A 25,860-nucleotide genomic window follows, 5' to 3' on the forward strand; every position below is an offset into this window, starting at 1 on the left:
TCACCGGGTGGCCTCCTGCATGGTTCGATAGGCCGCCTCGCTCTCCGCCAGCCAGCGCTCTACCGCGCCTTCCTCGCGCAGGCGGCGAAGCTCGGCATCGATACGCCCCTGCCAGGCCACCAGGGGCGAGCGCCGGGAAATGGCGAAATGCAGCTGATCCACCGCCAGGGTCAGCGGCGCCATGGCGATACGCTCGGCCCCCGGCAGGTACTCGACGAACAGCTGACCGGTGCGCCGCTCATGGGCGATAAAGTCGATGCGCCCGCGGATCAGCTTGCCGAAGTTCTGTTGATTGCTGGCCACCCGCTCGACATTGCCATGGGCCGCCACCAGCTGGTCGAAGGCCTGGCCGTAGCTCTCGCCGAACAGCAGGCCGCCGCGATAACCGGCCAGGTCCTCCAGGCGATGCACCTTAAGCGGCCGCTCACGGTTGTAAAACAGCGCCACTTCCTCCTGCAGCAGCGGCTCCTGGCTAAACAGCAGCTGGGCCTCACGCTCGGCCGAACGGTAGGCGATCACCAGGTCGACCCGGCCTTCGCCGGCATCACTCAGGCAGCGCTGCCAGTTGCCCAGCACCACGATCTCCAGGGCCAAGCCCAGGCGCTCGGCCACCTCGCGCACCGCCCGCGGCGCCACGCCCTGCACACTACCTGCGGCATCGCTCCAGGAAATCGGCGGATACACCGGGTGGTCGCAGTAGCGCAGGGTCGGCGCCTCGCCCCGGGCCAGGCCGGCCGCCAGCAGCAGGCCCAGCAACAGCCAAGGCTTCATGCCCGCGAGCTGACCGGGGCACTAAACAGATAGCCGGCGCCATGGATGGTGATGATCAGCCGCGGGTCGGCCGGATCGTCCTGCAGCTTGCGCCGCAGGCGGCCCACCAGCACATCGATGGAGCGGTCGTTGGGCAGCCATTCGCGGTTGCGGATCTGGTCCATCAGCTGATCGCGGCTGAGGGTATGCCCGCTGTTGCGCAGAAACACGCTAAGCAGCTGGAACTCGCCATGGGTCAGCAGGCATTCGCGGCCATCGGAGGCCAGCAGGCGGCGGCGATCCAGGTCCAGGGTCCAGTCGGCAAACTGGCGCAGCTGGCGGCCCTCCTCCGCCGGCCCGGCGGCCTGGGCATGGCGCACCCGGCGGATCAGGTTCTTCGCCCGCGACATCAGCTCGCGGGGGTTGAAGGGCTTGGCCAGGTAGTCGTCGGCGCCGCATTCCAGGCCGACGATGCGGTCGATCTCGTCGTCGCGGCCGGTGATCAGGATGATGCCCACCTCCGAGCGCACGCGCAGCTCGCGGGTCAGGGTCAGGCCGTCCTTGCCGGGCAGGCGGATATCCAGCATCACCAGCTCCACCGGCTGCTCCTGCAGGCAGGCCTCGGCCTGCTCGGCGGTTTCGGCGCAGAGCACCTCATAGCCGTCGCGCTGCAGGTAGGAGGCCAGCAACTCACGGATTACCGGATCGTCGTCGACGATCAATACACGGGCCATGGCCGTCATGCGCTCGCTCCTGCCGCTCCGATGGAAGCGGCCACTCTTGTCGTTATAGGTGGAAGGTCGCGGGGGTTCGCCTGGCCACTCTAGCCATTGCTGAACACTTGATCAACATCCTCCCCCGAAAGGAAGCGGCGATAACCGCCGGCCTCCAGACCGTCGACCCAGGCCTCGCACAGCAGCACGCCCTGGGCCGGGGTAAAGGTGTTGGGATTGAGCCCGGACTCCAGCCACAGGCCGTCGAGCAGGGCCGACAGGCCGATGGCTGCCAGCTCGGCATCGAAGCCCGGCCACCGGTGCTCGGCCGCCAGCTGGGCGAGCACCGCGGCGAGCATGCGCCGGTACTCGCCATAGGAGTGCTCGTGAGCCTGGTTGATCGCCTCGGCGGTCTTCACCGCGCCCCAGAAGGCCAGCCAGGCCTCCAGCAGCTGCGGGTCGAGCAGCTCGCGGCAGAAGGAGGCCTGGAAGAAGGCCGACAGGCGCGCGCGCGGGGTCGGTTCGGCCTGGCTGACGGCCTCCTGCAGCAGCCCCATGACCCGTCCGGTGACGGTCAGATAGGCCTCGGCCACCAGCTCGTCCTTGCCGCCGTAATGGTGGTTGATCAGCCCCACCGAGACCCCCGCCTCGGCGCAGATCTTGCGGATCGAGGCGCCCTGGAAGCCGTGCTGCTTGAGGCACTTGAGGGTGGCCTCGACCAGATGCGACTTGCGCAGCTCGGGCTCCAGGCGGGCGAAACGAGTCGGGTGGGTCATGGCCGATCCTTATACAGTCGTAGCAGGCTCTGAACGCAGCGCTGAACGACTGTACAGGATCATCCGCGATCCGTCAGCGCCCCTGCAGAGCCAGGGCCTGTTGCGCCTGCTGCCTGCTGCTGGCGCGAATCAGCCACTCGCCGATGGCCAGCGCCAGACCGACCCCGAGCAGGATCTTGCCGCTGTAGTCCCAGTCCATCGGCTCGCCGGGGGTGACCACGAACAGCAGGATGCCGGCCAGCACATGCAGCCCCACCACTGCCGCCCACAGGCAGGCGCCGACGTTGCCCAGGGGCAGGCGGAATGGCCGCGGTCGCGGGTCATGCAGGCGCAGCTTGATAAAGGCCAGGCTCATCAGCACATAGGGCAGCATAAAGATCATCGCGAAGATCGACAGCAGGGTCCAGAACAGCTCCTCGGCGCTGCTGGCCACCAGGCCGTAGACCAGCATCACCACGATGCTCACCGTCGAGGCCAGCAACGCCGGGCCCACCGGGGTGTGGTAGCGCGGATGGACCACGCCGAACAGCGCGGGCAGCTCGCCGGCCTTGGCTGCCGCTACCGCCGCACGGTTGGTGCCCATGCTCCAGGTGACCATATTGGTGAACAGGGTGAACAGCACGAAGCAGGCGATCAGGCTGGCGAAGGCGCCGCCCAGGCCGTCGTGGCCGTACATCTGGTACAGCGACTCGGCGAAGATCTTGGTCACGTCGGTCTGGTCGCTGGGCACCGCGGCCAGCACGCCGAGGGTGCCGAACACGTTGAAGGCGGCGATCAGCAGGCCGGCGGCGAGGATCGCCCGGGGAATGTCGCGCACCGGGTTGCGCATCTCCGGGGCGCTGCAGCAGGCCAGTTCGGTACCCATGATGCCGTAGACCATGATGCCCAGGGCAGCGATCGCCATCCCCGATGAGGGGATCAGGGTATCCAGGGTCAGGGGGTTGGCGAAGCCGTGCTGCAGCCCGTAGCGAATACCGCCTACCCCCAAGGCCAGCACCGCCACCAGCTTCATCAGCGCCCCCATGTTGGGCAGCCACTTGCCGATGCCCAGCTTGACCGCATTGAACAGCGCGGTGAGCAGGGCCAGGCTGATGCCGATGGCGATCTGCGTCCACAGGCTCAGATCCGGCAGGAAGAACTCGCTGAGCATGGCGGCGAAGAGGATATACACCGAGGGCATCCACAGCGCGTTATTGACCCAGTACATCCATGACAGGCGCGCGCCCCAGCGGGCGCCGAAGGCCAGCCGCACCCAGTGGTAGACCCCACCGCTGCCGGGGTAGGTGGTGCCCAGCTCGGCGGTCATCAGGGCCATGGGCACGAACAGCAGCACCAGCACATAGGCCCACCAGAACAGGCTGGTGGCGCCGAGGGATGCGGCCAGGGCGATCTGATCCATAAACAGCATGGCCGAGACGGTGTAGAGGGTGACGTCGCGAAAGCGCAGGACCTTGTTCTTGTTGTCGTCCATTGGGGGCCTTCCTTCTGTGAGTAAAGTGGGAGCGCCAAAAACGCTAGTAGTGACCGGCCTGTTGAAGATCTTCCAGGGTCTCCAGAATGCTTTCGCGCAGCACCCGGACGATAAAGTCCACCTGCTGGCGGGTCAGGATCAAAGGCGGCGACATCACGTTCAGGTGCACCATGGGCCTTACCAGCAGGCCGCGTTTCTGCGCCCGCAGGTGCACCCACTCACCGATATTCAGCGCCTCGGGGAACAGCGCCTTGCTCGCCTGGTCGGCGACGAACTCGACGCAGGCCATAAAGCGCAGGCCACGCACGTCGCCGACTATGGGCAGGTCGAGCAACGTCCTGAGCTGCTCCTCGAAATAGCGGCCGACCTCCTCGACATGCGCCAGGATGCCCTCACGCTGGATGATCTCGATGTTCTTCAGCGCCGCGGCGCAGGCCACCGGGTGCCCGGAGTAGGTGAAGCCGTGGGTGAAGCAGCGGCCCTGGCCCGGCTCGGCGATCACCTGCCAGATGCGCTCGGAGAACAGGCAGGCGCCCAGGGGCTGATAGCCGCTGGTCAGGCCCTTGGCGGTGGTGATGATGTCCGGCTGCACGCCGAACACCGCCTCGCTGGCGAAGAAGTGGCCGAGGCGGCCGAAGGAGGTGACCACCTCGTCGGCGATATAGAGGATGTCGTAGCGCCGGCACAGTTCCCAGATACGCCGGTGGTAGCCGGCGGGCGGCACCATCACCCCGCCGGAGCCGAACACCGGCTCGCCGATAAAGGCCGCCACCTGGTCCGGGCCCAGCTCCAGCACCTTGGCCTCGAACTCGGCCACCAGGCTCTCCAGGTACTCGGCCTGGCTCAGGCCGGCGGGGGCGCGGTAGGGATAGGGGCCGCTGAGGTGGTGGATGCCGTCCTGGATAAAGTCGAACTGGCCCTCGCGGTCCACCTGCTTGCCGCCCAGGGACATGCCCAGGTAGGTGGAGCCGTGGTAGGCGTGGCGCCGGGTCAGGATCTGCTTCTTGTGCGGCAGGCCGCGGCAGTTCTGGTAGTAGTGCACCAGGCGGATCGCCGTATCCACCGCGGTGGAGCCGCCGGTGGTGAGGAACACATGGTCGATATCGCCCGGGGCCAGCTCGGCCAGCTTGGCGCACAGCTCCACCGCGCGCGGGTTGGCCATGTCGCAGAAGGGGTTGGCGTAGGCCAGCTGGCGGGTCTGGGCGGCAATGGCCTCGACCATTTCCTCGCGGCCCAGGCCGATATTGGTGCACCACATGCCGCCCACCGCGTCCAGGTAGCGGTTGCCGGCCAGGTCCTGGATATAGGCGCCATCGCCGCCGCCGATCTGCAGGGCGTCCTGCTGGCGGTGCTCGTCGAACAGGTGGTAGCCGTGCATATAGTGGGCACGATCCAGGGCCGCCAAGCTGGCCTGGTCGCGAACGGCGGTGGGCATGGGGGTAACGATAGACATGGGCTGACTCCTGCGGGACTGTTGCCTGCAGGCTAAGAAGCCGCGGCCCGGGCGGCCATACCTCATTTGAGGGTATGCCGGCCCGGGCCTGCGCCGCTGCGGTATGCTGGCCACCCCCGTAATAGAAAGGTGTGTGCCCATGCTTGCCCCGGACAGCCTGCAGCGCTGGCACCAGGCCCTGGCCCGGGCCATGGCGGCCTGCCACGGCGCGCAGTTCGCCGAGACCCTGATCGATGCCCTGGCCAGCCTGGTGCCCGTGGAGTCGGTGATGATCAACCTGGAGCGCATCGGCGGCGCCCCCCGCCTGCTCTACGAGCGCGGCATTCCGGCGGAAAATCGCGAGCTGCTGCTGCAGCGCTACTTCTCCCGCGGCTACCTGCTCGACCCCTTCTGCCTGGCGGTGGACCAGGGCCTGCCCGAGGGTTTCTACAGCCTGGGCGAGATCGCCCCGGACGACTTCTTCGACAGCCAGTACTACAAGACCTATTACCTGGGCGCCGGCTCGGTGGAGGACTGCTACTTTATGCTGGAGCTCGATGCCGGGCAGCGCATCTCGATCAGCCTGTATAACGGCCTTAGCGCCCGGCCCTTCCAGGCCGAGCAGCTGCAGCTGCTGCGCAGCCTGGCGCCGGTGATCCTGGAACTGGGCCGGCAGCACTGGCGCGAAACCGGCAACGCGGAGCAGGCCCAGGGCGCCGACTTCGAGCAGCAGCTGCGCGAGGCCTTTATGAGCTTCGGCGAGGGCCTGCTCACCGCCCGCGAGCTGGAGGTGTGCCACCTGTTGCTGCGCGGCCACTCGGCCAAGTCCAGCGCACGCCTGTTGGAGATTTCCTCGGAGACGGTGCGCATGCACCGCAAGAATCTCTACACCAAGCTGCAGATCGGCTCCCAGGCCGAGCTGTTCTCGCTATTTATCGCCTGGCTGGGCGGCGAGACGGAACGCGCCCAGCCGGTGGTCGCGCACGCCCCGGCGCCCTTGCCCAGAGCGAACGGGGACTCGCCGCGGCGCTCGGCCTAGCTGCGTCACAAGCCGCGCGCGATGACCATCCGCTGCACGTCGCTGGTGCCTTCGTAGATCTGGCACACGCGCACGTCGCGGTAGATGCGCTCGACCGGGAAGTCCTTGAGGTAGCCGTAACCGCCCAGGGTCTGGATCGCCGCGGAGCACACCCGCTCGGCCATCTCCGAGGCGAACAGCTTGGCCATCGAGGCCTCGCTCAGGCATGGCAGGCCGGCTTCGCGCAGGCAGGCGGCGTGGTGCACCATCTGCCGCGCCACGGCGATCTGGGTGGCCATGTCGGCCAGGCGGAACGCCACCGCCTGGTGCTCGATGATCGGCTTGCCGAAGGTGACCCGCTCATGGGCGTAGTCGCGCGCCGCCTCGAACGCGGCGCGGGCCATGCCCACCGCTTGCGCGGCGATGCCGATGCGCCCACCTTCCAGGTTGGCCAGTGCGATGCGGTAGCCCTCGCCCTCCTCGCCCAGGCGCAGCTCGGCCGGGATGCGCACCTCGTCGAGCTGGATCTGGCAGGTGTCCGAGGCATGCTGGCCGAGCTTGTCCTCCACCCGCACCACGGAGAAACCCGGCGTGTCGGTGGGTACGATAAAGGCGCTGATGCCCTTCTTGCCGGCCCCCGGGTCGGTGACGGCGAAGACGATGACCATGCCGGCATGACTGCCGGAGGTGATGAACTGCTTGGCGCCGCTCAGCACGTAGTGCCCGCCGTCGCGCCGGGCGCGGGTGCGCAGGTCGCTGGCGTCGGAGCCGGCCTGCGGCTCGGTCAGGGCGAAGGCGCCGAGCATGCTGCCTTCGGCCAGCGGGCGGAGAAAGCGCTGTTTCTGCGCCTCGCTGCCGTATTTCAGGATCGGCATGCAGCCCACCGAGTTGTGCACGCTCATGATGGTGGAGCAGGCGCCATCACCCGCCGCCACCTCTTCCAGGGCCATGGCGTAGGCCAGGTGGCCGGTCTCGGCGCCGCCCCACTGCTCCGGCACCAGCATGCCCATGAAACCCAGCTGGCCCATCTCGGCGATGGCCTCGGCGGGGAAGCGATGCTCACGATCCCAGTCGGCGGCGAAGGGTTTGAGCCGTTCCTGGGCGAACTGGCGTGCCATGTCGCGGATCAGTAGTTGTTCTTCGTTGGGCAGCATGGCTGGCTCCGATAATGCGGGTTAATCAATGACACGAACCATGGTGCGCACGGCCTAGGTGGCCCCGTGACACCCTACAGCCATCAATACAGCTCGATGGCTACCGCCGTGGCCTCACCGCCGCCGATGCACACCGCGGCCACGCCGCGCTTGTAGCCGCGCTGCTGCAGCGCCGCGAGCAGGGTCACCAGAATGCGCGCGCCGGACGCGCCGATCGGGTGGCCGAGGGCGCAAGCGCCGCCGTGCACGTTGAGCCTGGCGTGGGGGATGTCCAGATCGCGCATGGCGACCATGGGCACCACGGCAAAGGCCTCGTTGATCTCGAACAGGTCCACCTCGTCCAGGCTCCAGCCGCTGCGCGCCAGCACACGCTGGATCGCGGTGACCGGCGCGCTGGTGAACAGGTTCGGCGCCTGGGCGTGGCCGGCATGGGCGACGATGCGCGCCAGCGGGCTCAGGCCGCGCCGCTCAGCCTCGGACTGGCGCATCAGCAGCAGGGCCGCGGCGCCGTCGGAGATCGAGCTGGAGTTGGCCGCGGTCACCGTGCCGCCGTCGCGGAACGCCGGCTTGAGCGTGGGGATTTTCTCCGGCCTGGCCTTGGGCGGCTGCTCGTCGGCGGCGATCAGGCGCCGCTCGCGCCCGGCCGGAGCCTCGACCGCGACGATCTCGTCGGCAAAATGGCCGGCCTCCATCGCCTGCTGCGCCCGGCGCAGCGACTCCAAGGCGTAGGCGTCCTGCTCCTGGCGGGTGAAACCGTAGCTCTGCGCGCAGTCCTCGGCGAAGGTACCCATCAGCCGGCCGCGCTCGTAGGCGTCTTCCAGGCCGTCGAGGAACATATGGTCGAGCACCTGGCCGTGGCCCATGCGATAGCCAGCGCGGGCGCGCGGTAGCAGGTAAGGCGCGTTGGACATGCTCTCCATGCCGCCGGCCACCAACACCTCGGCGCTGCCGGCCAGCAGCTGGTCGTGGCCGAGCATCAGCGCCTGCATGCCCGAGCCGCACATCTTGTTTAACGTGGTGCACTGCGCCGCCTGGCTCAGGCCCGCGCCGAGCGCTGCCTGGCGCGCCGGGGCCTGCCCCTGGCCGGCCTGCAGCACGCAGCCCATCAGCACGGTATCCACCGCCTCGGCCGCGAGGCCGGCGCGCTCCAGGGTGGCGCGAATGGCGGCGGCGCCCAGTTCGGCGGCGGACAGGCCGGCCAGGTCACCGAGAAAACCGCCCATGGGGGTACGGGCGGCGCTGACGATCACGACCGGATCGGTTGCAGACATGGTTGTCTCCTGAAAGTCGTTGGGGTGCCATGGGTTGCGGTCAAGCCGCAATCCGGGTCATGTGTCGGTTACTTCGCCGCCATACGCAGCGCGCCATCGAGGCGGATCACCTCGCCGTTGAGCATGGGGTTCTCGACGATGTGGCGCACCAGCGCGGCGTATTCCTCGGGGCGGCCCAGGCGCGGCGGGAACGGCACGCCGGCGGCCAGCGAGTCGCGCACCTCCTGCGGCATGCCGGCCATCATCGGCGTCTCGAAGATGCCCGGGGCGATGCACATCACGCGGATGCCCGAGCGCGCCAGCTCGCGCGCCGCCGGCAGGGTCATGGCGGCCACCCCGCCCTTGGAGGCGGCATAGGCGGCCTGACCGATCTGCCCGTCGAAGGCCGCCACCGAAGCGGTATTGACGATCACCCCGCGCTCGCCCTCGGCATTCGGCGGGTTCTGCGCCATGGCCTCGGCGGCCAGGCGTAGCAGGTTGAAACTGCCGATCAGGTTGACCTCGACGGTGCGGCGGAAGCTGTCCAGGCCATGCACGCCACTGCGCCCCAGTATCTTCTCGGCCGGTGCGATACCGGCGCAGTTGACCAGCCCGTGCACGGCGCCAAAGGCCTCCAGTGCCTGCGCCACGGCCACACGGCCATCCTCCTCGCGGGTGATGTCGGCCTGCACGAAGCGGGCGCCCTCGCCCAGCTCTGCGGCAGCGCGCTGCCCCGCTTCGGCATTGATATCCAGCAGCAGCACCTTGCCGCCCTGGCCCAGCAGCTGACGGGCAGCGGCCAGGCCCAGGCCGGAGCCGCCACCGGTGATCAGAAATACGGAATCTTCGATACGCATAGCACGCTCCAGCAACGAGTCAGAACCATGCTCGCGCCGAGCGCCGCCGTCGACAATGGCGAAAGTCGTCTATCGCTCTGAGCGCTTTGGACAATCGGGCGTCGGGTGCATCAGCGCGCGGTACTGCCCCGGCGTAGAGCCGGTCCACTTCTTGAACGCCTTGTAGAAGGCGCTGATGTCGGCGAAACCGAGCACGCCGGCCAGCTCGACGAAATCGCCCTCGCCGGCATCCAAGCGGGTGATAGCCAGTTCGCGCCGCACCTGATCCTTGAGCCCCTGGTACGACTGGCCCTCCTGGGCCAACTTGCGGCGCAGGGTCGAGGGCGCCATGTAGAAGTGGCTGCTGAGCGCCTCGAAGTCGGGCCAGCGTGCGGCGCTCAGCGAGCGCAGATAGGCACGAATACGCGCCCCCAGGCTTTGCGGGTCGCGGTAGCGCACCAGGATATTGGCTGGTGCGCCGGCCAGAAAGCGCTTCAGTTCGCGCTCGCTGCGGCGCACCGGCTGCGCCAAGCAGTCGGCGTTGAACAGCAGGCGGCTGGAGGGGCGCTCGAAGCGCAGGTTGTCGCAGAACATCACCCGGTAGTCTTCGAGATAGCCCGGCGCGGGACAGCGCAGGTCGATGCCGAGGATCGGCAGGCGCCGGCCGGCCAGCCAGCACAGCAGGCCATGCACCATCAGCCACAGGGTGAAGTAGGCGAAGGCCCGACTGTGCTGACCGTCCGGCTCGTCCAGGGCGATTTCGGCCAGGCTGCCCTGCTGCACCAGGCGCGGGCTGAGGCCGTCGAAGACCAGGCCGCAGAAGGCCAGCACCCGTTCCAGCGCCGCGCCCAGGGTGGGCTCGCGCAGGGCGATGGCAGCCATGAAGGAGAAGCTGCCGGCCTTCATGCGCCGGGCGTTCATGCCGAAGAACTCGTCGTCCATGCTCGCCGCCAGAGCGCGCCAGAGCTGGCCGTAGAGCGCCGAAGGCACACGCCCGTAGGGGCGCTCCAGCGCCTGTGCAGGCAGGCCGACGCGCTCCAGCAGCGCCGCCACGTCGAGCCCGCGGCGGCGCGCCTCGAGCAACGCCTCGCCGACCAGTTGTACCGAGATGGTGCCCTTCTCCACTGCCATGCCGCCCCGCGTCAGCCCCGTCCTGCAACGCGGCCCAGTTTGCCTGCGCCGCCGACGCGAGGCCAGCCGCTCAGCGGCCGACCAGGCGCAGCGGCGGTGCCAGCTCAGCCTGCATCAGTTCGCGCATGCGAAACTTCTGCACCTTGCCGGTTACTGTCATGGGGAACTCCTCGACGAAGCGGAAGTGGCGCGGCACCTTGAAGTGCGCGATGCGCCCCTTGCAGTACTCGGCGAGCGCCTCGGCGGTGAGTGCCTGATCCGGGTGCAGCTTGACCCAGGCGGCCACTTCCTCGCCGTACTTGCTGTCGGGAATGCCGATCACCTGCACGTCGGCCACCGCCGGGTGGGTGAAGAGGAACTCCTCGATCTCGCGCGGATAGATGTTCTCGCCGCCGCGGATGATCATGTCCTTGCTGCGCCCGACAATCTTCAGGTAGCCCGCCTCGTCCATCACCGCCAGATCGCCGCTGTGCATCCACTTGGCCTCGTCGATGCTCTCCTGGGTCGCCTCCTGGTTGTTCCAGTAGCCCAGCATCACGCTGTAGCCGCGGGTGCAGAGTTCACCGATCTGCCCGCGCGGCACCACGTTGCCCTGTTCGTCGACCAGCTTGGTCTCCAGGTGCGGTTGGGTGCGACCGACACTGGCCACGCGCAGCTCCAGCGGATCGTCGGCGGCGCTCTGGGTCGACACCGGGCTGGTCTCGGTCATGCCATAGGCGATCTGCACCTCGGCCATATGCATCTGCTCGATCACCCGCTTCATCACCTCGATCGGGCAGGTGGCACCGGCCATGATTCCTGTGCGCAGGCTGGACAGATCGAATTCGGCGCGGCGCGGGTGATCCAGCTCGGCGATGAACATGGTGGGCACGCCATACAGCACCGTGGCGCGCTCCTCGGCCACCGCCTGCAGGGTGCTCAGCGGCTCGAAGGCCGGGCCGGGATAGATCATGGTGCTGCCGTGGGTCATGCAACCGAGATTGCCCATCACCATGCCGAAACAGTGGTACAGCGGCACCGGGATCACCATGCGGTCCTGTTCGCTCAGCCCCAGACTCTCGCCGACCATGTAGCCGTTGTTGAGGATGTTGTAGTGGCTCAGCGTCGCGCCCTTGGGAAAGCCGGTGGTACCCGAGGTGTACTGGATGTTGATCGGGTCGTCGAACTGCAACTGGGCCTGGCGGCGACGCAGCACGTCGTGGGAGATCTGCCCGGCCAGGCCGAGCAGCTTGGCCCAGCCGAGCATGCCGGCGGGCGGCGTGCGCGCCAGGCTGATCACCCCGCGCAGCTCGGCAAGCTGCGGGGCATGCAGCCCGCCGGGCGGGCTATCGGCCAGCTGCGGGATCAGCTCGGCGAGCATGGCATGGTAGTCGGAGCTCTTGAACTGCTCGGCGCAGATCAGCCAGCGGCAGCCGGACTGTTTCAGCGCGTACTCCAGCTCGTTCAGCCGATAGGCCGGATTGATGTTGACCAGGATCGCGCCGACCTTCGCCGTGGCGAACTGGGCGATGCACCACTCGGCGCAGTTCGGTGCCCAGATGCCGACCCGGTCGCCCGGCAGCAGGCCGAGGGCGAGCAGGCCGCGGGCGCAGTCCTCGACCACCTCGGCCAGTTCGCCCCAGCTGTAACGCAGGTTCTGATGGCGCACCACCAGCGCCTCGCGGCGAGCGTGCAGACGCACCGTGGTATCGAAGGCTTCGCCGATGGTCATGGCCAGCAGGGGGTTGTCCTGCGGGCCGCGGGTGTAGCTGAGCTGAGTCATGTCGGTACCCATTTGTTGTGCTTGTTATGGGGAATCCGCGAGCGCGGAGATCGCCGGCACTCCCAACAGGAAGCATGCCAAGGAGACGCAAGCCGTCTGTTCCCAGCGCCTGCTACCGCTGCGCGGTTTCAATCGGAGCGGTGCAGCTGTCTCGTTTTGCGACAGCTGTATGTCTTCGATACAGCCTGGCCAGCCCCGCGACCGCCAGCGGAAGCCCGCAGACGCAATCTGGCACGGCCTTGCCGGCACTGGCACAGGCGTTGCTTAAGCCCCGACACAAAACCACAACAAGAGGCTTCGTCCATGGAAACCCTACCGCTACACCGCAAAACCCTCGATTTCCTTGCCCGACCGCAACGCATGCTGATCGGCGACCAATGGCTGGACGCCTCCAGCGGCAGCCGCATGCAGGTGCGCAACCCGGCCACCGGCGAGCCGCTGGCCAGCGTCCCCTCGGCCAGCGCCGAAGACGTCGACCGCGCCGTTCAGGCCGCCCGCAGCGCCTTCTACGACTCCGCCTGGAACCGCATCCGCCCGCGCGAACGGCAGAACCTGCTGTGGCGCCTGGCCGAGCTGATCGAGCGGGACGCCGACGTGCTGGCCGAGCTGGAATGCCTGAACAACGGCAAGAGCGCCCAGGTGGCCCGCGCCATGGACGTACAGCTGTGCATCGACTCTCTGCGCTACATGGCCGGCTGGGCCACCAAGATCGAGGGCAGCACGGTGGAGCCGTCCCTGCCCCTGATGCCGAACGAGGATTTCCACGCCTATATCCGCCGCGAGGCGGTGGGGGTGGTAGGCGCCATCGTGGCCTGGAACTTTCCGCTGCTGCTGGCCTGCTGGAAGCTCGGTCCGGCGCTGGCCAGCGGCTGCACCCTGGTGCTCAAACCGGCCGACGAAACCCCGCTGAGCGCGCTGAAACTGGCCGAGCTTGTTCTGGAGGCTGGGTACCCGGCCGGGGTGTTCAACGTGGTCACCGGCACCGGCCTGAACGCCGGCGCCGCGCTGTCCAGCCACCCGGGCGTGGACAAACTGACCTTCACCGGCTCCACCGAGGTGGGCAAGCAGATCGGCAAGGCGGCCATGGACAACATGACCCGCGTGACCCTGGAGCTGGGTGGCAAATCGCCGACCATCGTGCTGGCTGATGCCGACCTGCAGCAGGCTGCCGCCGGCGCCGCCAACGCCATCTTCTTCAACCAGGGCCAGGTGTGCTGCGCCGGCTCGCGCCTGTACGTGCAGCGCAAGCACTTCGACAACGTGGTGGCCGACATCGCCGGCATCGCCAACGGCATGAAGCTGGGCAACGGCCTCGACCCCAGCGTGCAGATGGGCCCGCTGATCTCCGCCAAGCAGCAGGATCGGGTCACCGGCTACATCAACCTGGGCCGCGAGCTGGGCGCCACCGTCGCCTGCGGCGGCGAGGGCTTCGGCCCCGGCTACTTCGTCCAGCCGACGGTGTTGGTGGACGTCGACCAGCGCCACCGCCTGGTGCAGGAGGAGATTTTCGGCCCGGTGCTGGTGGCCATGCCCTTCGACGATATCGACGAGGTGGTGCGCCTGGCCAACGACAACCCCTACGGCCTGGGCGCCAGCATCTGGTCCAATGACCTCGGCGCGGTGCACCGGATGATTCCACGCATCCGCTCCGGCTCGGTGTGGGTCAACTGCCACAGCGCCCTCGACCCGGCCCTGCCGTTCGGCGGCCACAAGCTCTCCGGCATCGGCCGCGAGATGGGCGCCGCCGCCATCGAGCACTACACCGAACTGAAGACGGTGATGATCAAGCTGTGAGTTTTACGGGTGGGGGCTGTCCCGAGCGGCCCTCTGCCCTTTTTTATTCCGGGCGCGCCGGTGGCGTGCCAGACACCACGCAGGCGAGCGGCCTGCTACCCCTGTTCCATACCCTTGAGCTTGCGATACAGCGTCGCGCGGGCGATGCCCAGGCTGCGCGCGGCGGCCGAGAGGTTGCCGCCGGCGGCCTCCACCGCGGCGCGAATGGCCCGCGCCTCGGCACGCTGCAGCGTACTCCCCGCCTCCGCCGTCAGCCCTTCGTTCGCCACCGCCGCGGCCTGTTCGCCGCGGCCGGCGCGCACCTCGTCCGGCAGGTGCTGCACGCCGATCTCGCCGTCGTCCTCGGCCAGCGCCGCAGCCAGGCGCAGGCACTGGTAGAGCTGGCGGATATTGCCCGGCCAGTGATAGTCCAGCAGCGCCTGCAGCGCCGCTGGGCTCAGCTGGAGAGGCTGCTGTGCGTCGGTCTCGGCGCGCAGCAGGTGCTGGATCAGCGCCGCCAGGTCGCGCCGCTCGCGCAGTGCCGGCAGGCTCACGCGCAGGCCGTTGATGCGGTAGTAGAGGTCCTCGCGAAAGCCCTGCTCGGCGCTGAGCTGCTGCAGGTCACGGTGGGTGGCGCAGATCAGCGCGCAGTCCACCTTGATAACCTGGTTGCTGCCCAGGCGGCTCAGGTTGCGCTCCTGCAGCACGCGCAAGAGGCGGCCCTGCAGCTCCAGCGGCATGTCGCCGATCTCGTCGAGAAACAGCGTGCCCTTGTGCGCCTGCTCGATCTTGCCGATGGCGCCGCCCTTGCGGCTGCCGGTGAAGGCGCCTTCGACATGGCCGAACAGCTCCGACTCGATCAGGCTGGCCGGAATCGACGAGCAGTTGATCGCCACGAAGGTTTCGCCGGCCCGCGCACTGCTCTCGTGCAGCAAGCGGGCGAAGACCTCCTTGCCGGTGCCCGTCTCGCCGTTGATCAACACCGGGATGTCGCGGGCGAAGGCCTTGCGCGCCCGTGCCAGGGCATCCTGCAGCGCCGGGTCCTGCAGGCAGGGGCCGCTGTGCGGCGTCGGCAGCGGCTCGGCGCTGCGCCGCGGGCGCGGCGCCTCGGCCAGCATCGGCGCCGTTCGCTGCGGCGGGCCCTGAGTGATGCAGGCGTGCAGTTCGCCGCCGTGGTGGCTGCGCAGGCGCAGCGGCGCACTGAGGTCGTGACGGCGAAAACAGGCGGCGTGGGCGAAGGGCATGTCGAACAGCTCGGCGAAGTCCAGGCCGGCGCGCACCTCGCCCAGATGCAGCAACTGGCCGGCGATGCGGTTGGCGCAACGCAGCTTGCCCGCCGGGTCGAAGGCCAACAGACCCTCCAGCGGCGTGCCGAGAATGTCCAGGCGATGGTGCAAATGTACCAGCAGCACCTCGCCAAGCTGGGCGAACAGGCGGTTCTCGATGGCGCGGGCAGCGAACACCAGCGACTCCAGGGTATAGACCGAGGGCGCGCCCTGCCGGCTGCTGGCGTCCAGCACCCCGACTATGCCGCCGTCGAGGCCGAAGATCGGCGTGGCCAGGCAGGAGAACTGGCGGGCCTCCTCCAGATAGTGCTCCTCGCCGACGAAGAACACCGACTCGCGCTCGGCCAGGGCGCAGCCCGGTGCCGTGGTGCCGACGTTCTGCTCGGAAAGCTGCGCGCCGATGCGACACACCTGGCTCAGCTCACGGGTGCCGGCGCCGCGCCCGCTCAGACTGCTGAGCACCACGCCTTCCAGATCGATGCAGGCCAATACCCAATCCTGCGGCGCCAGCGCCGCGTGCAACTGCTGCATCTCGGGCATCGCGCAGTCCAGCAGCAGACGGTAGCGCTCGGCGATCTGCTTGCCACTGGCCACCAATGGCGCCTCGAACAGCAGCTTGTCGCGCTGGCACAGGCCGTAGTGCTGCGAGCGCTGCCAGGAGCGGGCGACTACCTGGGAATCGACCAGATGCTTGCCCGAGGTGGGCGTTGCGGAAGGGTCGCTGGATCTGTGCATGTCATATGTCTCACGCCAGGTGTCTCGAACTGGGCCAGCCCGCCCCAGGGCCACTGTCTCAGTTCGAGACAGCCTCACGGCGAGACGGCGCCCGCGCCCTGTTCGAGGACTCTTGTTGTTATACAAATCATTGATTCAGCTTGATTTTCTTCCAGCCAAAAAAGCTGGCACAGAATCTGCTCAATGACTTCACAGCCTCCGGAGAAAAAACCGGCAGCGCCAAGATCTTAAACCAAAACAATAAAGGTGATGTCATGAAAATGAGCATAGATGCGGCTCGGCCCAAACCGGCCCGGCAGTGGCTGCATGCTTCGCTGTTCGGCCTGCTGAGCAGCTTTTGCGCCGGTGCCTCGGCGCTCGACGTAGACGCCGGCGATTACACCGCAATGCCTGCCGGCACCAACGTGGGCTTGCTCTACTACCAGCACGCCGAACGCAACCGCCTCTACGCCAACGGCGACAAGCTGCCGCTGGACGCCGGCCTGGATTCGGATATCGGCATCCTGCGCGGCGTGCACTTCATGGAGCTGGGCGGCTACATCGTCGACCCGCAGTTCCTCCTGCCCTTCGGCAACATGCGCGCCAAGGACGACCTGTCGGCCCTGGGCAGCGACAGTGGCACCGGCGACCTGATGCTGGCCGCCACCGTATGGCTGGTGAACCAGCCGGAGCAACGCCGCTACTTCGGCATCAGCCCCCACCTCTGGCTGCCCACCGGCAGCTACGACAACGACCGCGCCATCAACCTCGGCGAGAACCGCTGGAAGGGTGCGCTGCAGGCCGGCTACATCGAGGGCCTGGGCGACAAGTTCAGCCTCGACCTGGTGGGCGACGTGACCTTCTTCGGCAAGAACGACGACTTCGGCCCCGCCAGCCAGACTCTCAAGCAGAAGCCGCTGTTCCAGGCCCAGGCGTTCCTGCGCTACCACGTCAACGAGCGCTTCGACCTGCGTGCCGGCGTCTCGCGCCTGTGGGGCGGCGAGACCGAGGTGGACGGCCTGGACATGGACGACAAACCGAACACCAGCAAGTTCAGCGTCGGGGCCAGCTGGTTCGTCACCCCGAGCGACCAGCTGATGGTCAACTTCGGCCGCGACATCTCGGTGGACAACGGCTTCAAGGAGCAGGGACGGGTCAACCTGCGCCTGCTGCACATCTTCTAAGCACCGCCGCCTGCCTTCCCATTCCAACAACAACAGGAGTTTCGCGTGATGCCTAACCTCACCCAATCACGCCGTTTCGTCTGCCTACTGACCGCGCTGCTGGTCGCCGCCGGCGCCCAGGCCGCCAAGGTCGACGAGGCCGCCATCCGTGCCAGCGAGCAAGACGGCAGCGAATGGCTCAGCCATGGCCGCACCTACGCCGAGCAGCGCTTCAGCCCGCTCAAGCAGATCGACGCCGGCAACGTCGGCAAGCTGGGCCTGGCCTGGTACTTGGATCTGGAAAACAACCGTGGCCTGGAGGCCACCCCGCTGGTGTCCGACGGCGTGCTCTACGCCTCGCTGTCCTGGAGCCGGGTGATGGCCGTGGACCTGCGCAGCGGCAAGCGCCTGTGGCAGTTCGATCCCCAGGTGGATCGCGGCCACTCCCGCTACACCTGCTGCGACGCGGTCAACCGCGGCGTCGCCCTGTGGAACGGCAAGGTCTACGTCGGCGCACTGGACGGTCGCCTGATCGCCCTGGACGCCAAGACCGGCCGCGAGGTCTGGAGCGAGCAGACCACCGACCCGGCCAAGCCCTACAGCATCACCGGCGCGCCGCGTGTGGTGAAGGGCAAGGTGATCATCGGCAACGGCGGCGCCGAGTACGGCGTGCGCGGCTTCTTCTCCGCCTACGATGCCGAGACCGGCAAGATGGCCTGGCGCTTCTACACCGTGCCGGGCGACCCGGCCCAGCCCTACGAGCACCCCGAACTGGCCGCAGCGGCCAAGACCTGGAAGGGCGACCAGTACTGGAAACTCGGCGGCGGCGGTACCGTATGGGACAGCATGGCCTACGACCCGGAGCTGGACCTGCTGTACATCGGCACCGGTAACGGCTCGCCGTGGAACCGCGAGATCCGCAGCCCGGGCGGCGGCGACAACCTGTACCTGTCGTCGATCCTGGCCCTGCGTCCGGACAATGGCAAACTGCTCTGGCATTACCAGACCACGCCGGGCGAGACTTGGGACTTCACCGCCACCCAGCAGATCACTCTGGCCACCCTGGAGCTGGACGGCAAGCCGCGCAAAGTGTTGATGCAGGCACCGAAGAACGGCTTCTTCTATGTGCTCGATCGAGCCACCGGCGAACTGCTCTCGGCCGAAAAGTTCGGCAAGGTGACCTGGGCCGAGAAGATCGACCTGACCACCGGCCGCCCAGTAGAAGCGCCTGGTGTGCGCTATGAGAAGGAACAGGTGGTGATGTGGCCAAGTTCGTTCGGCGCGCACAACTGGCACTCCATGTCGTTCAATCCGCAGACCGGGCTGATGTACATCCCCTATCAGGAGGTCCCTGGGGTTTATCGCAACGAGGGCGCCGCGTTCAAGAAAATCGACGGTTTAAACACCGGCACCGGCTTCAGCGACACCCACGAGATTCCCCGCGAGGCGGTGAGCGGCGCCCTGCTGGCCTGGGACCCGGTACGCCAGCGCGAGGCCTGGCGCGTGCCGCATAGCTTCTACTGGAACGGCGGCACCCTGAGCACCGCCGGCAACCTGGTGTTCCAGGGCACCGCCGACGGCCAGTTGCACGCCTACTCGGCGGACAAGGGACAGCGCCTGTGGAGCTTCGCCGCGCAGACCGGCATAGTCGCCGCCCCCATCAGCTTCAGCCTGGACGGCGAGCAGTACGTGGCGGTCATGGCCGGCTGGGGCGGCGCGGCGCCGCTGATCGGCGGCGACGCGGCGCTGGCGCCTGGAGTGCGCAACCTCAGCCGCCTGCTGGTGTTTAAGCTCGGCGGCCAGGCCGGCCTGCCGCCCCTGCCACAGGCGACAACGGTCGCCGTGCAGCGCACGCCGCAACCGGTCGAGGCGAGCGCCGCGGATGTGGACGCCGGTAAGCTGTTGTACGGCAGCTACTGCTCGATGTGTCACGGCGTCGGCGCCGTCAGCGGCGGCCTGATCCCCGACCTGCGCCATACGGATCAATGGCGCCGCGACAACTTCCAGCAGATCGTCCGGGACGGCATCCTCCGCCCGCTGGGCATGCCGTCATTCAAGAACTCGCTGAGCGCGGCCGAGGTGGAACAGATCAAAGCCTATGTGATGCGCCGAGAATATGACGACTACCTCAAGGCGCAGCAAGCCGCCAAACCCTGACCCCCATGAGCGGGCTCGGCCCGCCCGTGGACACCACCCCAAGCACCGGAGGAACAGCAGCATGTGGACCAAACCTAGCTACACCGACCTGCGCATCGGCTTCGAAGTGACCCTGTACTTCGCCAACCGTTGAGCCTGCCGCGGCGTGCCTGGCGCGCCGCGTTTCCCGCCCCGGCCTGCCGGGGCCTGATTTTTGCCGCGCGAGGCCCAGATGCATATCCAGATTCTCGGTTCCGCCGCCGGTGGCGGTTTTCCCCAGTGGAACTGCAACTGCCGCAACTGCCGCGGCGTGCGCGCCGGCACCTTGCGGGCGCAGCCGCGTACGCAGTCGTCCATCGCCATCTCCGATGACGGCGGCGAGTGGATCCTGTGCAACGCCTCGCCGGACATTCGCGCCCAGCTCGAAGCCTTCCCGGCGCTGCAGCCGGCGCGCAAACTGCGCGACACGGCGATTGCCGGCATCGTCCTGCTCGACAGCCAGATCGACCACTGCACCGGCCTGCTGACCCTGCGCGAAGGCTGCCCGCACCAAGTCTGGTGTACCGAGATGGTCCATCAGGACCTGACCACCGGCTTTCCGCTGTTCAACATGCTCAGCCACTGGAACGGCGGCCTGCAGCACCAGCTGATCGAGCTGGATGCCAAGCCGTTCACCATCCCCGCCTGTCCTGGGCTGCGCCTCACCGCCATCGCCCTGCGCAGCAGCGCGCCGCCGTATTCGCCGCACCGCGGCAATCCGCATCCGGGCGACAACATCGGCCTGTTTATCGAGGACCTGCGCACGGGGGGAACCTTGTTCTACGCCCCCGGCCTGGGTCAGGTGGACGAGCCGCTGCTGGGCTGGATGCGCCGCGCCGATTGCCTGCTGGTGGACGGCACGCTGTGGCGCGACGACGAGATGCGCCGGTGCGAGGTGGGCGACAAGCTCGGCAGCGAGATGGGCCATCTGCCGCAGAGCGGCCCAGGCGGCATGCTCGAGGTGCTCGATGGCCTGCCGGCGGCGCGCAAGATCCTGATCCATATCAACAACACCAACCCGATTCTCGACCTGGACTCACCCGAGCGCGCCGAACTGGACGCCCGCGGCATTGAGGTCGCGTTCGATGGCATGAGCATCCACCTGTAACGGGCCAACAACAAAAATCCGGAGCGTCGATGAGCCAACCTGCCATGACACCTGCCGAATTTGAGCAGGCGCTGCGCGCCAAGGGCGCGCTGTACCACATTCATCACCCGTTCCATCGCGCCATGTATGAAGGCCGCGCCAACCGCGAGCAGATCCAGGGCTGGGTGGCCAATCGTTTCTACTATCAGGTCAATATCCCGCTGAAGGATGCAGCGATTCTCGCCAACTGCCCAGATCGCGAGACCCGTCGCGAGTGGATTCAGCGCATCCTCGATCACGATGGTGCGCCCGGCGAGGACGGCGGTATCGAGGCCTGGCTGCGCCTGGCCGAGTCCGTCGGCCTCGACCGCCAGCAGATGCTGTCGCAGGAGCTGGTGCTGCCCGGAGTGCGCTTCGCCGTCGATGCCTACGTCAACTTCGCCCGCAGAGCTAGCTGGCAGGAGGCAGCCAGCAGTTCGCTGACCGAGCTATTCGCCCCGCAGATCCATCAGTCGCGCCTGGATGCCTGGCCGCAGCACTACCCGTGGATCGACGCCAGCGGCTACGATTATTTCCGCAAGCGCCTGAAGGAGGCGCGCCGCGATGTCGAGCACGGTCTGCGCATCACCCTCGAACACTACCGCACCTTTGATGCCCAGCAGCGCATGCTGCAGATCCTGCAGTTCAAGTTGGACGTACTGTGGAGCATGCTCGACGCCCTGAGCATGGCCTACGAACTGCAGCGCCCGCCATACCACACGGTGACCGCCGAACGCGTCTGGCATCGGGGGATCGCCCTGTGAGCGGCTTCGACCGTCGCCTGGTCCCGCGCCTGCGCCCCGGCTACCGCCTGCAATGGGAACCGGCGCAGCAGGCCCATGTACTGCTCTACCCGGAGGGCATGGTCAAGCTCAACGACAGCGCCGGCGCCATCGCCAGCCTGATCGACGGTCGACGCAGCGTTGCCGCCATCGTCGCCGAACTGAAGGCGCGCTATCCCGAGGTCGCGGAGTTGGGCGACGACGTTGAACAGTTTATGGAGGTGGCCCGTGACAAGTTCTGGCTGCAACTCGCCTGACACCCCGCTCGGCCCGCCGCTCTGGCTGCTGGCCGAACTGACCTATCGCTGCCCGCTGCAGTGCCCGTACTGCTCCAACCCGCTGGATTTCGCCCAGCAGGGCACCGAGCTGTCGACCACCGAGTGGATCGAGGTGTTTCGCCAGGCCCGTGAGCTGGGCGCGGTGCAACTGGGTTTTTCCGGCGGTGAGCCGCTAGTGCGTCAGGATCTGGCCGAGCTGATCGCGGCGGCACGTGGCCTGGGCTACTACACCAACCTGATAACCTCCGGCATCGGCCTGACCGAGGCTCGCATCGCCGAGTTCGCCGCGGCGGGCTTGGATCATATCCAGATCAGTTTCCAGGCCGCCGACGAGGAGGTGAACAACCTCTTGGCCGGCTCGCAGAAGGCCTTCGCCCAGAAGCTGGCGATGGCCCGTGCGGTCAAGGCCCACGGCTATCCGATGGTGCTCAACTTCGTCACCCACCGGCACAATATCGACAATATCGAGCGCATCATCAGGCTGTGCCTTGAGCTGGAGGCAGACTTCGTCGAGCTCGCCACCTGTCAGTTCTATGGCTGGGCGGAGCTCAACCGCGCTGGGCTGCTGCCGACCCGTGCGCAGCTGGAACGCGCCGAACGCATTACCAATCAATGGCGTGACAGGCTCGCGGTCGAGAACCACCCGTGCAAGCTGATCTTCGTCACCCCGGATTATTACGAGGAGCGCCCCAAGGCCTGCATGAACGGCTGGGGCAGCCTGTTCCTCGACATCACCCCGGACGGCACCGCGCTGCCGTGCCACAGCGCGCGGCAGCTACCGATCGAGTTCCCCAACGTGCGGCAGATGCCGCTGCGACAGATCTGGCACGACTCGCCGGGCTTCAACCATTTCCGCGGCGACGCCTGGATGCCCGAGCCCTGCCGCAGCTGCGACGAGAAGCACAAGGACTTCGGCGGCTGTCGCTGCCAGGCCTTCCTGCTCACCGGCGACGCCAGCAACGCCGACCCGGTGTGCAGCAAGTCGGCCCATCACGGCGTGATCCTCACCGCCCGCGATGAGGCCGAGCAGGCCGAGCAAGCCATCGCCGAGCTGACCTTTCGCAACGCCGCCACCTCACGATTGATCGCCCGGGTTCGCTGAATGCCCAGCCCAAACGTGCAGCACCTGCGCCTGAGCAATGGCCTGCACGTGACCCTGCTGCACGCGCCTTGGCTGAACCGCTGCGGCGCCGCCCTGCGCATCGACGCCGGCAGCCACGACGAGCCTCCGGAGTACCCGGGACTGGCGCATTTCCTCGAACACCTGGTGTTTCTTGGCAGCCGCCACTTCACTGCGCAGGACAGCCTGCTGCCCCTGACGATGGAGCACGGCGGCCAAGCCAACGCCAGCACCCGCGAACGCCACACCGACTACTTCTTCGAGCTACCGACGACCGCTGTCGATGCCGGCCTGGAGCGGTTGTGCGACATGCTCGCCGCGCCGGCCCTGGACCTGCGCCAGCAGCACGCCGAGCGCGAGGTGCTGCACGCCGAATACTTGGCCTGGTCGCGCGACGACCTGAGCGCCGCCAGCAGGGCCCTGGCCGAGGCCGTGCCGGCGCAGCACCCGCTGGCACGCTGCCACGCCGGCGAGCGCGCCAGCCTGGCGCTGCAGCAAGAGGGGTTTCAGCAGGCCCTGCGCCGCTTCCACCGGGATTTCTACCACGCCGGCCAGGCCCGCCTGGTGCTGCTCGGCCCGCAGCCGCCGGAGCAATTGCGCGAGCTCGCCGAACGCGAGGGCAATCGCCTGCGTGCCGCTACGCCCACGCCGCGCCCGCCGCCGCCGGCCCTGCTGCCGCCGCGCCACAGCCGCGTGGCGATGGCGCGCCCCGGTCTGTGCCTGCTGTTTACCCTGCAGCAACTGCCGGACGGCGCCGCGCCGGCGCTGCAGTGGCTCTGCCAGCAACTGCAGCACGACGCCCCCGGCGGCTGGGCCGCCAGCCTGGCCGAACGCGGCCTGGGCGGTCCGGTACAGGCGAGCCTGGCCTACCACCACCAGGATCAGGCACTGCTGCAACTCGACCTGGGCAGCATCGCCGCGGACGGCGAAACCGCGGTGCTCGAGCTGCTGTTCGACTGGCTGGCGTTCTTCGCCCGCCAGGACTGGGGCGCGCTGAGTACCGAACATCGGCGCTGGCTGGCGCGCCAGGCCTGTGCGGTGGAACCGCTGGGCCTGCTGCGCCACTGGCTGCAGGCCGGCGAGACGCCATCACTGGATGAGGCCGTGCTGCGCGAGATCCTGCCCCAGCTGCATCCCGGCAACCTGCTGCGTCTGGTTGGCCGGTGCGGTGCGCTGGCGCCGTCCGCGTCCGCCCCGCCGCACTGGCAGCTGCCGCCGGCCAATCCCTGGCTGCAGCAGCGCGGCCCGAACCGCGCGACGGCCTCGCCCGAGGCCGCCGGCCTGCGCCGCGAGCACCTGCCCGGCGGCCATGGCCATGGCGCGCTGTTGCTCCGCTGGCAGGCAGCGCCGGGCTGCTCGCCGCCCGGCGGCCTGCTGCAGGGCGCCGTGCAAGCGCTCGCCACGACGACCCGGCGCGCCGGCTTGGAGCTGGGTCTGAGTTCCGGCGGCGAGCTGTGTGAGTTGCGCCTGAGCGGACCCGCGCCGCTGCTGCCGGACCTGCTGCGCGCCAGCCTGGACGCCCTGGACAATGCCCCGCTTCCCCAGCCGGCGCCGACGCCCTCGCCATCCGCGGCGATGTTCCTGCGCCGCCTGTGGCAACGCCTGGAAAGCGAGCTGACGCGCCAGCTGCATCCGCCTGGCGACCCGGTGAGGTTGAGCGATTGCCGCCGCGACGGCCTGGCCCTGGGCCTGGACGACGCGCAGTGGCACGCGGTCTGTGCGCTGTGGAACGCGGCGCCGGGGCAAGCCGGGCGCTGGCCGTCGCAGCGCCCGCGACTGGAGCAGCGGCTGTGGCTGGAGGTCGAGCCGATGGCCGGCGAACAGGCGCTGCTGCTGTTCGTTCCGAGCGGCCAGGGTAGTGCCGCCGAACAGGCGGCCGCGCGCCTGCTCGGCCAGTGGCTGCAGGCGCCCTTCCATCACCACTGGCGTCAGCGACTGGGGCTGGGCTACGGCGTGTTCGCCGGTCATCGGCGCCTGGCCGGGCTGGATGGCCTGTTGTTCGCCGTGCAATCGCCATACGCCGACGCCCACACGCTGCTCGGTCATGTGCAGGCCTTTATCGACGCCCAGCGCGTACCACTGGCAGGTCTCGACCTGGCGCGCCAGCGCGAACTGCTGCTGGCCCGTCTCGCCCCCGCAAAACTAGCCCCGGGCGAGGCCGCGACCCTGCTCTGGCAACTTGGGGACGACGCTGGACAACTGCAGCGGCTGCGCGAGGCGGTGGCCGCGCTCGATTCGGAGGCCCTGGATCGGGCCCTGCTGGCGCTGGGCTCGCCCGCCGCCGGCTGCTTCTGCCTGGCCACCGGCGCGCCTGCCGATTCGCGCTGGCGCCCGTCGGCCTAGAGACTCGGCAGGTAGACCATCTGCGTCGACTCGCCCAGCAGCAGGTCGCGATTGAGTTCGGCGCAGGCACGCAGGTACTCGGCCACCAGGGTGACTCGCTTGAGCTTGCGCAGATCCTCGCTGTAGTACATCCAGAACTGCCGCATCACCTCGACTTCGTCCGGCAGTACCGCCTGCAGGCGCGGATCGGGGCCGGCGAGAAAACACGGCAGTATCGCCAGCGCGCGGCCCTCCAGGGCCGCGTGGTACTGAGCGACCACGCTGGTGCTGCGCAGGCGGCTGTGCGCACCGGGCAGCAGGTCGTTGAGGTACAGCAGCTTGAAGCTGAACGCCAGATCCTCGAGGGGTTCTAGGGATTTTCCGTCCAAAAACGACAAAGTGCTCTGGAGGCCCCGCCGTCTGTGGCCTCCAGAGGGGTATTACTTTTTTCGAGATCCCTATTTGGGCTCTGTTTGAGTAAGATTTAGTCTTTTTGGGCTAAATCCATGGCATTCGAAGAACGTGTCCAAATCTTGTCCGAGGCAGAACAAGATGAGTTATATGGACCCCCCGCTTTCACCTCCGCCGACCAACGCTTCTTTTTCTCGCTGAACGATAAGGAACTGGCGATCGCTAAAAGCCTCCGTCATCGGGGCCAGCGTTACATGCTGGTGGTACTGCTGGGCTATTTCAAAGCCAAGCCGGTGGTGCTGAATCCCGGCTTTCATCAGATCAAGCAGGACCTCAAATACGTTTATCAAACCGTTCTACCAGGCCCAGGCTGTAGACCCTTTAATCTCACGCCAAAAGAGAACGAACGGATTTACC

The 25,860-nt window shown here is 67.8% G+C and carries 22 protein-coding genes and 1 pseudogene; 11 read left to right on the plus strand and 12 right to left on the minus strand.

Going from position 1 to position 25,860, the window contains the following annotated elements; all coding sequences use genetic code 11:
- The 5 genes from AC13EY_RS16135 to AC13EY_RS16155 all read right to left on the minus strand — a co-directional run bounded on the left by AC13EY_RS16135 (nt 1) and on the right by AC13EY_RS16155 (nt 5,145).
- Nucleotides 1–771, minus strand: a complete 771-nt coding sequence (locus AC13EY_RS16135; RefSeq protein WP_181100259.1) for a substrate-binding periplasmic protein — start codon at nt 769–771, stop codon at nt 1–3.
- Nucleotides 768–1,493 carry a response regulator gene (locus AC13EY_RS16140; protein WP_181100257.1) on the minus strand — a complete coding sequence of 242 codons (726 nt, stop codon included), beginning with the start codon at nt 1,491–1,493 and terminating at the stop codon, nt 768–770. The genes AC13EY_RS16135 and AC13EY_RS16140 overlap by 4 nt, the downstream gene beginning before the upstream one ends.
- Before the next feature lie 80 nt (nt 1,494–1,573).
- Nucleotides 1,574–2,239 (minus strand): TetR family transcriptional regulator C-terminal domain-containing protein, encoded by a 666-nt coding sequence (locus tag AC13EY_RS16145; RefSeq protein ID WP_181100255.1) that lies wholly within the window; start codon nt 2,237–2,239, stop codon nt 1,574–1,576.
- A gap of 73 nt (nt 2,240–2,312) precedes the next feature.
- The gene (locus tag AC13EY_RS16150; protein WP_181100253.1) at nt 2,313–3,710 is read right to left on the minus strand and encodes an APC family permease; all 1,398 of its coding nucleotides are present in this window, start codon (nt 3,708–3,710) and stop codon (nt 2,313–2,315) included.
- Nucleotides 3,711–3,753: 43 nt separating this feature from the next.
- A complete protein-coding gene (locus AC13EY_RS16155) occupies nt 3,754–5,145 on the minus strand; it encodes an aminotransferase (protein ID WP_181101447.1) in 1,392 nt (463 codons plus the stop codon).
- A gap of 151 nt (nt 5,146–5,296) precedes the next feature.
- Between AC13EY_RS16155 and AC13EY_RS16160 the strand changes: the two genes are divergently transcribed.
- Entirely contained in the window at nt 5,297–6,181 is an 885-nt protein-coding gene (locus AC13EY_RS16160; RefSeq protein ID WP_181101445.1) for a helix-turn-helix transcriptional regulator, read from the plus strand.
- A 5-nt stretch (nt 6,182–6,186) separates the two neighbouring features.
- Here AC13EY_RS16160 and AC13EY_RS16165 read toward each other — a convergent pair whose 3' ends face one another.
- The 5 genes from AC13EY_RS16165 to AC13EY_RS16185 form a co-directional block, all read right to left on the minus strand.
- Nucleotides 6,187–7,314, minus strand: a complete 1,128-nt coding sequence (locus tag AC13EY_RS16165; RefSeq protein WP_023123323.1) for an acyl-CoA dehydrogenase family protein — start codon at nt 7,312–7,314, stop codon at nt 6,187–6,189.
- A gap of 83 nt (nt 7,315–7,397) precedes the next feature.
- Nucleotides 7,398–8,585, minus strand: coding sequence for an acetyl-CoA C-acyltransferase (locus AC13EY_RS16170; protein ID WP_023123324.1), 1,188 nt, complete (start codon nt 8,583–8,585; stop codon nt 7,398–7,400).
- A gap of 68 nt (nt 8,586–8,653) precedes the next feature.
- Nucleotides 8,654–9,421, minus strand: coding sequence for a 3-hydroxyacyl-CoA dehydrogenase (locus AC13EY_RS16175; protein ID WP_126624696.1), 768 nt, complete (start codon nt 9,419–9,421; stop codon nt 8,654–8,656).
- A gap of 69 nt (nt 9,422–9,490) precedes the next feature.
- Nucleotides 9,491–10,531 (minus strand): AraC family transcriptional regulator, encoded by a 1,041-nt coding sequence (locus AC13EY_RS16180; RefSeq protein ID WP_256159561.1) that lies wholly within the window; start codon nt 10,529–10,531, stop codon nt 9,491–9,493.
- Nucleotides 10,532–10,601: 70 nt separating this feature from the next.
- Nucleotides 10,602–12,293: an AMP-binding protein gene (locus tag AC13EY_RS16185; protein WP_482876285.1), complete on the minus strand. Its 1,692-nt coding sequence runs from the start codon at nt 12,291–12,293 to the stop codon at nt 10,602–10,604.
- Between the two features lie 303 nt (nt 12,294–12,596).
- Between AC13EY_RS16185 and AC13EY_RS16190 the strand changes: the two genes are divergently transcribed.
- Nucleotides 12,597–14,087 carry an aldehyde dehydrogenase family protein gene (locus tag AC13EY_RS16190; RefSeq protein WP_482876283.1) on the plus strand — a complete coding sequence of 497 codons (1,491 nt, stop codon included), beginning with the start codon at nt 12,597–12,599 and terminating at the stop codon, nt 14,085–14,087.
- A gap of 95 nt (nt 14,088–14,182) precedes the next feature.
- On the opposite strand, the gene AC13EY_RS16195 is transcribed toward AC13EY_RS16190, so the two are convergent.
- Nucleotides 14,183–16,087: a sigma-54-dependent Fis family transcriptional regulator gene (locus AC13EY_RS16195; RefSeq protein ID WP_482876281.1), complete on the minus strand. Its 1,905-nt coding sequence runs from the start codon at nt 16,085–16,087 to the stop codon at nt 14,183–14,185.
- Nucleotides 16,088–16,341: 254 nt separating this feature from the next.
- On the opposite strand from AC13EY_RS16195, the gene AC13EY_RS16200 reads away from it, so the two are divergent.
- The 8 genes from AC13EY_RS16200 (at nt 16,342) to pqqF (ending at nt 25,053) form a co-directional block, all read left to right on the plus strand.
- The gene (locus tag AC13EY_RS16200) at nt 16,342–17,250 is read left to right on the plus strand and encodes a transporter (RefSeq protein WP_124084237.1); all 909 of its coding nucleotides are present in this window, start codon (nt 16,342–16,344) and stop codon (nt 17,248–17,250) included.
- Between the two features lie 48 nt (nt 17,251–17,298).
- Nucleotides 17,299–19,386 (plus strand): PQQ-dependent dehydrogenase, methanol/ethanol family, encoded by a 2,088-nt coding sequence (locus AC13EY_RS16205; RefSeq protein WP_228247025.1) that lies wholly within the window; start codon nt 17,299–17,301, stop codon nt 19,384–19,386.
- Nucleotides 19,387–19,447: 61 nt separating this feature from the next.
- Nucleotides 19,448–19,519: a pyrroloquinoline quinone precursor peptide PqqA gene (gene pqqA / locus AC13EY_RS16210; RefSeq protein ID WP_003239771.1), complete on the plus strand. Its 72-nt coding sequence runs from the start codon at nt 19,448–19,450 to the stop codon at nt 19,517–19,519.
- Between the two features lie 78 nt (nt 19,520–19,597).
- Complete coding sequence (gene pqqB, locus AC13EY_RS16215; protein ID WP_482876279.1) at nt 19,598–20,512, plus strand: pyrroloquinoline quinone biosynthesis protein PqqB; 915 nt, start codon at nt 19,598–19,600, stop codon at nt 20,510–20,512.
- A gap of 29 nt (nt 20,513–20,541) precedes the next feature.
- The gene (gene pqqC, locus AC13EY_RS16220) at nt 20,542–21,294 is read left to right on the plus strand and encodes a pyrroloquinoline-quinone synthase PqqC (RefSeq protein WP_104727637.1); all 753 of its coding nucleotides are present in this window, start codon (nt 20,542–20,544) and stop codon (nt 21,292–21,294) included.
- Nucleotides 21,291–21,569, plus strand: a complete 279-nt coding sequence (pqqD, locus tag AC13EY_RS16225) for a pyrroloquinoline quinone biosynthesis peptide chaperone PqqD (RefSeq protein ID WP_023123334.1) — start codon at nt 21,291–21,293, stop codon at nt 21,567–21,569. The genes pqqC and pqqD overlap by 4 nt, the downstream gene beginning before the upstream one ends.
- On the plus strand, nt 21,541–22,692 hold the full coding sequence (gene pqqE / locus AC13EY_RS16230; RefSeq protein ID WP_023123335.1) for a pyrroloquinoline quinone biosynthesis protein PqqE: 1,152 nt from the start codon (nt 21,541–21,543) through the stop codon (nt 22,690–22,692). The genes pqqD and pqqE overlap by 29 nt, the downstream gene beginning before the upstream one ends.
- Nucleotides 22,693–25,053, plus strand: a complete 2,361-nt coding sequence (gene pqqF / locus AC13EY_RS16235) for a pyrroloquinoline quinone biosynthesis protein PqqF (RefSeq protein ID WP_023123336.1) — start codon at nt 22,693–22,695, stop codon at nt 25,051–25,053.
- Here pqqF and AC13EY_RS16240 read toward each other — a convergent pair.
- A pseudogene (locus AC13EY_RS16240) lies at nt 25,050–25,397 on the minus strand (type 2 periplasmic-binding domain-containing protein); the annotation flags it as partial. The gene pqqF and the pseudogene AC13EY_RS16240 sit on opposite strands and share 4 nt — an antisense overlap.
- 141 nt (nt 25,398–25,538) lie before the next feature.
- Here AC13EY_RS16240 and AC13EY_RS16245 point away from each other — a divergent pair.
- Nucleotides 25,539–25,860, plus strand: a 322-nt coding sequence (locus tag AC13EY_RS16245; protein ID WP_482890427.1) for a DUF4158 domain-containing protein, incomplete at its 3' end; no start/stop codon positions are given.

This window comes from Halopseudomonas sp. L-58 (assembly GCF_056859475.1).